The 8,057-nt window shown below is 54.0% G+C and carries 9 protein-coding genes and 1 pseudogene; 7 read left to right on the forward strand and 3 right to left on the reverse strand.

Annotated elements, in window-relative coordinates; all coding sequences use genetic code 11:
- A pseudogene (locus AB1E33_RS15435) lies at positions 1–598 on the forward strand (IS5 family transposase); the annotation flags it as partial.
- A gap of 58 nt (positions 599–656) precedes the next feature.
- Here the strand turns inward: AB1E33_RS15435 and AB1E33_RS15440 are convergent.
- Entirely contained in the window at positions 657–1,337 is a 681-nt protein-coding gene (locus tag AB1E33_RS15440; protein WP_372578153.1) for a GntR family transcriptional regulator, read from the reverse strand.
- Between the two features lie 342 nt (positions 1,338–1,679).
- Here AB1E33_RS15440 and AB1E33_RS15445 point away from each other — a divergent pair, with 342 nt between their 5' ends.
- From AB1E33_RS15445 to AB1E33_RS15465, 5 genes are all read left to right on the forward strand, one after another.
- Positions 1,680–2,663, forward strand: a complete 984-nt coding sequence (locus AB1E33_RS15445; protein ID WP_372578154.1) for a TRAP transporter substrate-binding protein — start codon at positions 1,680–1,682, stop codon at positions 2,661–2,663.
- A 93-nt stretch (positions 2,664–2,756) separates the two neighbouring features.
- Positions 2,757–3,251: a TRAP transporter small permease gene (locus AB1E33_RS15450; RefSeq protein ID WP_372578155.1), complete on the forward strand. Its 495-nt coding sequence runs from the start codon at positions 2,757–2,759 to the stop codon at positions 3,249–3,251.
- Positions 3,248–4,558: a TRAP transporter large permease gene (locus AB1E33_RS15455; protein WP_372578156.1), complete on the forward strand. Its 1,311-nt coding sequence runs from the start codon at positions 3,248–3,250 to the stop codon at positions 4,556–4,558. The genes AB1E33_RS15450 and AB1E33_RS15455 overlap by 4 nt, the downstream gene beginning before the upstream one ends.
- Positions 4,559–4,654: 96 nt before the next feature.
- Positions 4,655–5,398 (forward strand): 3-oxoacyl-ACP reductase family protein, encoded by a 744-nt coding sequence (locus tag AB1E33_RS15460; protein WP_372578157.1) that lies wholly within the window; start codon positions 4,655–4,657, stop codon positions 5,396–5,398.
- Positions 5,399–5,416: 18 nt separating this feature from the next.
- The gene (locus tag AB1E33_RS15465; RefSeq protein WP_372578158.1) at positions 5,417–5,728 is read left to right on the forward strand and encodes a cupin domain-containing protein; all 312 of its coding nucleotides are present in this window, start codon (positions 5,417–5,419) and stop codon (positions 5,726–5,728) included.
- Positions 5,729–6,032: 304 nt separating this feature from the next.
- Here the strand turns inward: AB1E33_RS15465 and AB1E33_RS15470 are convergent, their stop codons facing one another.
- Positions 6,033–6,656 (reverse strand): Na/Pi cotransporter family protein, encoded by a 624-nt coding sequence (locus tag AB1E33_RS15470; protein ID WP_372578159.1) that lies wholly within the window; start codon positions 6,654–6,656, stop codon positions 6,033–6,035.
- Positions 6,657–6,665: 9 nt separating this feature from the next.
- Complete coding sequence (locus tag AB1E33_RS15475; protein ID WP_372578160.1) at positions 6,666–7,733, reverse strand: Na/Pi cotransporter family protein; 1,068 nt, start codon at positions 7,731–7,733, stop codon at positions 6,666–6,668.
- A 112-nt stretch (positions 7,734–7,845) separates the two neighbouring features.
- On the opposite strand from AB1E33_RS15475, the gene AB1E33_RS15480 reads away from it, so the two are divergent.
- The coding region (locus AB1E33_RS15480) for a transposase (protein ID WP_372578161.1) at positions 7,846–8,057 on the forward strand (212 nt) is incomplete at its 3' end.

Below are 8,057 nucleotides of genomic sequence, written 5' to 3' on the forward strand. Positions count from 1 at the left end.
AGAGAGCACAAAGGAGTAGCTAAGGGGAGAGCCGTCTAACGAAACGTTAGCGGACGGCCCGTCACCTACACCCACATCCACTGCCCGGCAGGCGATTGCAAAGCAATCTGCCGAGAGGGGAATCGATGAGGAAACACGAGAGATACGTGCCGTCGAGGTCACCAGTAGCAGTATCGGTGACGCACCCATGTTACCTGACCTGCTCGATCAGATCCCACCGAACGAAGAGATTGGCAGTGTCACCGGGGACGGCGCTTACGATGCGCGCAAATGCCACGACGCGATCGCAGCACGCAATGCCCATGCCATCATTCCACCGCGCAAGAATGCGAAGTTATGGAAATCTGACACACCCGGAGCCAGGGTACGAAACGAAGCTGTTCGATCCTCAAAGTACCTCGGTCGCGCATTGTGGCGGCAAATCACCGGATATCATCGCCGAAGCCGCGTCGAAACAAAGATGCATTGTGGGAAACTGCTGGGTCAACGCCTCTCCGCGCGTGACTTCGATCGACAGGTCGCGGAAATCCAAATCCGCGCCGCGATCCTCAACGCCTTCACGACACTTGGCATTCCAAAGACAGCGGCCGTAGGCTAAATCCGTCCAGTGTCAGGGAAGGCCCGAACTCAACACGACTTGTGCAACAAAGCCCTTCCTATTCATCAAAGTAGGCGTTGTGCGTCGTATAAATTGCCTGGATCGTTGGCGTCAAACGCTCAAGATGCGTACGAAGGATTTGATCTGCCGCCTTTGCATCACCATTAAAAAGACCCCCTAAAAGAGTTTGGTGATCCACATACAAATCATCCATTGCTTTTTTGCTGGTCAGTGCCAGCATGCAAAGGCGATCAACCTGCGCTTTATTCTCGGCGATAATTTCAAACGCAAACTCTTGTTTGGCCGAGGCGCAAAGTAATTTGTGAAATTGGTAGTCCAGATCATGAAACAAGCTGACATCTTCCGCTGAAATTGCTTCTGCCTGATTGCGAAGGTTAGCTTTCAATGCCGCGTCTACCGACTTGTCGCGATCTAACGCGGCAGCGCGGATAACTTCCAATTCAACCGCAGCACGCACGAAGCGGGCATTTGCGATGAGCTGCCGTGAGAACGGCCGAACAACTGTCGCACGCTGCGGTCGTACCAATAGGAGATTGAGGTTGGCTAGCCGTGTGAAAGCCTCTCGCACAGGTTGACGTGAGAACCCGAATGACTTCGCGACGTCCGTTTCGGATATCTTTGTCCCTGGGAGCAGTTCCAACCGGGTGATTTGTCCAAATAGTTCGTCAAAGACGACATCGCTACTCGTCGTGCGCTCAAGGCTTCCCAATGCTGCCATTTGTGTTTTCCAACCTCTGTTTGACAGCATTGTGGCAGATCAAAGAGGGAAATAATAGATCAAAATTGGATACTAGATGACAAGCCTGCTTCTGCTTTTAAAGGAAAAATGAAGAATCTATGGGGGTATTGCTAAAAAAAAGATGTTGACTAGTATCCTAGTTTTCGTGTTGTGTGTGCCCATCAACGAGGGCGGAGCAATCGTGCTGGCTGGGAGGAAATCAGATCATCCAGATTTGGGTGAAGGCTGGTCTGGCGTGGGCACTTGCAAGGTTTCGAACACGATCGCCAGTCAAAAGCGGCTGGAAGAAAACAAGACCTAAACCTGATCTGGGAGGATAGAATGTTCAATTTTTCACTAAAGACGATGGCTGCGACGGCTGTTTTGCTAAGCGGGATTTCAACCGCGCAGGCTGATGTTACATTGCGCGGCGCGAGCATGTTTGATGAAGAGCATGCATTCACTAAGACTCTGCGAGAGTTTGAACGGTTGGTCGCTGAGAATTACGATGGTGAAATCGAGTTTGATCTGCGGCTGAATGGTGAGCTTGGGGTCGAATCCGATTATGTCACCTACCTCAATCAGGGTGTCGCAGTAGACTATACGATCCTGGCGCCGTCCAACATGGCCGTGTTTTCAGAGTCCATTCCTTTGATGGATATGCCTTTCCTGTTTCGCGATCTTGAACACTGGGATGCGGTGCTTTCATCGGATGCACTGAAACCTCTTGAGGATGATCTGCGCGAAGCCGCGGGCATCGTGATTGTCGGGTATCACGGCGGCGGAGTTCGCAATCTTGCTTCAGCTGAGCCGATCACAAGCATGGAAGAGCTTGCAGGACACCGCATGCGCGTTATGGGGGCCCCAATTCAGGCGCAAACATTCTCAGCGGTTGGTGCGGCGCCTTCTGCCATCGCGTACAACGAAGTCTACAACGCAATCCAAACAGGCGTTATTGCCGGGTTTGAGAACGAAGCGGCTTCAATCCAGAACCTGAAGTTCTACGAAGTCGCGCCACATGTCTCATTGACCCAGCACACGATCACTGTGCGCCCAATTGTGATGTCAGCGAAAATCTTCGATGAACTGCCAGCGGACCTGCAGGCTGCTATCATGGAAGCCGGCGCTGAAGCCGGTGCATTCGGTCGCGCGCTAGAGAGCGGTCAGGACGGTGAGAAACTCCAGGCAATGATCGACGCAGGTCAGATCAAAGTGCATGAGTTCGAGGGCCGCGAGAAAATGCTGGAATTGGTTCAACCGGTCCAGGACGCCTATGCTGAAGAGCTGGGCGCGACAGAACTGCTCAATAACGTTCGCGGAATGTAATCTCCCGGCTGACGGGCGGGCGAGTCTTCAAGCTCGCCTGTCGGCACAATTTCCGATGCGCTTGGCGCGTCACATCGCGGAATAGGGCGGAGCATGCTTGGAAAATATCTGGATAAGTTCTGCGCTGGGCTTCGCATATTGCTTGGCGTGATGATGGGGGCATTGGCGATACCGGTCGCCATGCAAGTTGTTTCTCGCTACACCGGTTTGATCCCAACTTACCTTTGGACCGAAGAGCTGGCGACGTTCCTGTTCGTCTGGATTGTTATGATCGGGTCGATTGTTGCTGTCTGGGATGGCACGCATTTCGACGTTCGCATTACGCGGAATGCGATGAGACCGCTGCCACGTTTGCTTCAAGACGGTATCGTGCACGTTGCCATCATGATTTTTGGGGCTTTCTTCCTGTTTTACGGCATCGAATACACCGAATTTGGGGGCAACCAGCGGTCCGTAATGATGCGCGCCAATCTTGCGATTACGCACATCTCGGTCCCAATTGCTGGAGGGTTTTGGCTTCTCTTGTCGTGTTACCGGCTGTCCGAAGTCATCGCGCAATATCTTAACCGAGAGAGCAGCCAGACATGATCCTCGATACTGCAACTGCTGCCACGATGCTTATTGCTGGCTTTCTGGTGCTGATTTTCATCCGCATCCCAGTGGCATTCGCATTGGGTTTGGCGACCCTTCCGGTTGTGTTGCTTGAGCTGCGGCTGACGCCATTCATTGTGCTCGACCGGATGTTCCAATCTTATAACTCCTTCATTTTGCTGGCCGTTCCATTCTTTCTACTGGCGGCCAACCTGATGAATTCCGGCAAGGTAACCGACCGGCTGATCGAACTGGCACGCGTGCTAACCGGCTGGATGCCCGGCGGATTGGGCCATGTGAATGTCGCTGTATCAATGCTGTTTGCAGGCATCTCCGGGTCTTCCACAGCGGATGCGGCAGGCATCGGAAAAATCCTAATCCCGGCCATGCAGAAAGAGGGTTACGACACACGGTTTGCCGTTGCTATTACGGCCTGCTCTTCGGTTATGGGGGTCATCATCCCGCCGTCGATTTTGATGATCGTCTGGGGCGGTGTCATGCAGGTCTCTGTCGGCGCGCTGTTTCTGGGCGGTGCGATTCCTGGCTTGATGATTGGCCTCGCCTTGATGGCAACTGTCTATGGCTTTGCAAAGGCCCGCAACTACCCGGTTACCGCGACGCCGAATTGGGGTGAGTTCTGGGCCGCTTGGAAAGGGGCCGCATTGGCCCTTTTGACGCCGGTCTTTGTGATTGGCGGTATTGTAGGAGGTCTCGTAACACCAACTGAAAGCGCAATCATCGCTGCTGGTTATGCCCTGATCCTGGGCATGTTTGTCTATCGGACTGTCACACCCAAAGACTTGGGCTTCATCCTCTATGACACGGCACGGTTTGCAGCCATCTCGCTGTTTGCGATCGGTACTGCCTCGGCATTCGGCTGGCTACTGTCTTTCTACGATGCGCCGCGCCTGATCGTCAGCATCTTGACCGCTTGGGAGTTCGGAGCTTTTGGAACAGCTATACTGATTGCGCTGCTGTTTCTGCTCTTTGGCCTGTTTATCGATGCAATTCCGACAATCATCATTCTTGGCACGGTTCTGATGCCTGTGGCCCAAGCGGGTGGGGTTGATCCAATCGCTTTCGCCATCATTGGTATCGTCTCGCTTGCCTTTGGGCTTGTGACGCCGCCTTACGGCTTGTGTTTGCTTATCTCTGCAGCGATTGGCGGCCTAAACGTTGTGCAAGCGCTGCGTGAGGTTGTGCTCATCCTTGCACCAATGCTGGTCATCCTCATTCTGTTGGCAGCATTCCCCGAAATCATTCTGTGGCTCCCAAAGACAGTTATGCCGGGGGCATTCCGATAATGGCGTCTCGGTTCGCGCCCCGAGCGCATTCCGACGGCAGCCAAATTAAACCCATGACAAAAGCGAAGCTCGCGCTTCGCAATAGGAAGGATCGACATGAAACTTGCAGGTAAAACCGCCATCGTGACCGGAGGAGGCCGTGATATTGGTCGCGCCGTTGCAATCAAACTCGCCTCTGAAGGCGCAAATGTTGCGATCAACTATTTTTCCAGCTCGAATGGCGCGGAGGAAACCGTTGCTGCAATCGAAGGCAAAGGCGGTAAAGCGATTGCCCTGCAGGGCGACCTGAACAAAAAGGCGGATGTTGACGCGCTGGTGTTTCGCACTGTCGAAGCCTTTGGCGGCGTTGACATTCTGGTCAACAACGCTGGCGGTCTGATTGCCCGCAAAACCATAGCGGAAATGTCTGTTGAGCATTGGGACGCCGTAATGACCCTGAATTTGACCAGCACATTCTTGATGACGCAGGCCTGCCTGTCCAGGATGACGTCAGGAGCCATTGTCAATCTCGCCAGTCAAGCCGGTCGCGATGGTGGTGGGCCGGGTGCCGTCGCCTATGCCACTGCCAAAGGCGCGGTCATGACCATGACACGCGGTTTGGCAAAGGAAGTTGGTCCCGATATTCGGGTAAATGCGCTGTGTCCTGGCATGATCGATACCGATTTCCACAACGTACACACGCCTGATGCAGGTCGCCGCGGCTTTGAAGCCAACGCGCCGCTAAAGCGTCAAGGTCATGTCGATGATGCAGCGAATCTCGTTCTATTCCTCGCCTGCGAGGACAGTGCCTTCATCACGGGCGCAAATATTGATCTCAACGGTGGTATGCTGTTTTCCTAACAATAAAGGAGAGAACCTGTGTCCCATTTCCCGATCGTCTCGACCGGTGAACATGTCACGCGGCAGGTGCTATCTGATCATTCGGACCTCATGATTGTCGCCTTCCGGTTTCAGGCGGTTGGGGCGATTGGTGCGCTGCACAGCCATCCGCATGTTCAGGCGACCTATGTCGAGAGCGGGCGATTTCGTTTCACGCTTGGTGAACATGAACAAGAGGTTGGCCCTGGCGACAGCTTTGTCATTCCGTCAGGCCAAACCCATGGCTGCATATGCTTGGAGCCCGGTACATTGGTCGACAGTTTCACGCCTCGTCGCGGCGATTTTCTGTAGTCGAAATGCGTTTCTTGGCAATCGGAGAGTGCATGGCAGAACTCGCCCCATCGGATCGGATGGGAGAATGTCAACGGCGGTACGATTTCCGGCCACAGGGCGGCGCAAAACTCGGCCATTTGAGATTTGACTGGCGCCTTGGCGCACGCGCACTCCAAACAGCTTGTGTGTGCCGAGGCGCCTTGGTCCGTCAGGACCACCGAAAGCTTACTCCAGCTGCGTTTCGCGCGATGATTTTTCCATTCACGACGTAGCCAATGACGAACAAATCAAGTGGCTTGAATTCGTTTTCTTACATTGCTCGTCAGGTTCCTTTCTTTAGCTCGGATTTGGCCTTCTCGGAAAGCCTGGTCGACAAAAGGTCGCCTAATCGAGCCGCAATCGGATAGCCGACTGTAGCGAATGCGGTGTTCACGTTTTTCAGAATACGCAGGCTTTCCTGATGCATTCGGCTGGTCTCAAAGCTCTCACTAATGCCCGCGCACAACCTTTCCAGATGCCTTTCCTGAAGTTTCCGTTCGGCTGCGCGCGCCTTTTCCTTGGCCCGCAACAATTGTCCCGCAGCGTCCGGTGCACCATTCATAAGCACATCCAGGGCAAGTTGGGCATTGCTGAGAACCCGGTCGTGGAAGTCCTCGAAATCCGACAACCCGTTTGCCGAAATTTTCAACTGGCCGGAATACAAATGCCTGACCTGATCGATTAGTCCTGTGCTTATTGCATCCGCTGCGGTTTCGAGATTGTACGCGATGTTTGCAAGTTCGCTAGACCGCTCTTTTTTCCCATCTTCCAGCCGACTGTGGTTCAGCTGAGCCAGGAATAGCTTGATATCTTCATGCATGCCCCTTACGAGATCAGCTTTTTCGGCTATTGCATTCGCTAAAGGCTCATCCCAACCATGAAGCAGCGAAACCACCGAGTGAAGCATGGCTTCGGTTTATTCGCCCATTTTCAGAACTTCGCGCACCGCGCAATTCAGTGCCTGGTCCGGGCGATCGAGCGTCGATGGGTCCAACGCAGTGGTTTGGATGATATTAGTGGCTAATTCAGCGCGGTCTGGCATAAGCCGCACAGCGCCGGATGAAATCCAGCTCAGAAATGGCAGGCTTACCAATGCCAGCCCAATATCGAAGGCAAGATGCAGGTTGATAACCTGTTGGGCCTCATTCGCGCCAAGCCATGTCAGCCCCCAAGCACCTTGCGATAACAACACAAGCACCAGTGCGGCTCCGCCGCCTCGCAGTGCGAGATTGGTTACGACCATCCTGCGAGCTGTAAGTGGTGCCGTCAGCGTCAGCACATAGGCAAGAAATGCACCACCTGCATTTGCACCCAAGACCATGGCAGCCGCTCCGCTCGCGGGCAGGAGCCCTTGGGCTGTTAGGGTGACAAAGAACAATACTGCGGCAACAGAGGAGTGCACAGCCCAAGCAAAAAGCGCTCCAATTACGAAAGACGTCACGACATCGCCGCCCAGATAACGCATCACGCTGACTGCGACCGGGCTGTCGACAAGCGGCCCAGTGGCGGTGCGTATCATATCAAGAGAGACAAATATCAGCGCGACTCCGATCAGGATCCTTCCCAGTTGGCGCACCTTGTTTTTTGAGCTGCGCAGGAACAGGGCGACACCGCAAAGCAGAAACAATAGGATCAAAAAATCCTGGCGAACCAGCAGGATTTGGGAAACGATCGCAGACCCGATATCGGCCCCCAGCAGCATGGCCATTCCGGCCAACAATCCTACCCCTCCTTTCACGGCAAAATTCGAAACCAAAACTGCCACTGCCGTCGCACTCTGCAGGCAGAGAGCCACAAAAATTCCGCTGGCTGCGGCCTGCAAACGGCTGGCGTTCGAACGTCGCAGAAGTGAGCGAAGCTGAACGGCATAAGTCCGCTCGACACCGGTTCGAAGCAACCGAACTGTCCAGATCAGCGGAGCGGCGGCACCGGAGATGTAAAGAGCGAACAAGACAATGTTCGTATCTTCCATTACTGATGTCATCTCAATTTCATGGTGCCGGTCATTTGTCCGGATAGAACAAGTAGGGACGGCTTTGTTGCACCAATTGGGTGATGGGATTCATGTTATGAATCCAGCGTGGTAGCTGGAAGGCATGAGCAGTTGGACACCCAGGAAGGACAAGACCACGAACTGGTCGTCTTACAACGCAGCCCTAAAGCGGCGAGGTTCGCTGTCGATCTGGTTTGACGCTTCAATGGCGTGGGATGCGACGCCATCTGGTCGACGGGGCCGTCAACAGGCGTATAGTGATGCGGCGATACAAGCCTGTCTGACGATCAAAGTGCTGTTTGGTTTGCCCTTAAG

It is taken from the genome of Ruegeria hyattellae (assembly GCF_041537925.1).
GTDB lineage: Bacteria > Pseudomonadota > Alphaproteobacteria > Rhodobacterales > Rhodobacteraceae > Ruegeria_C.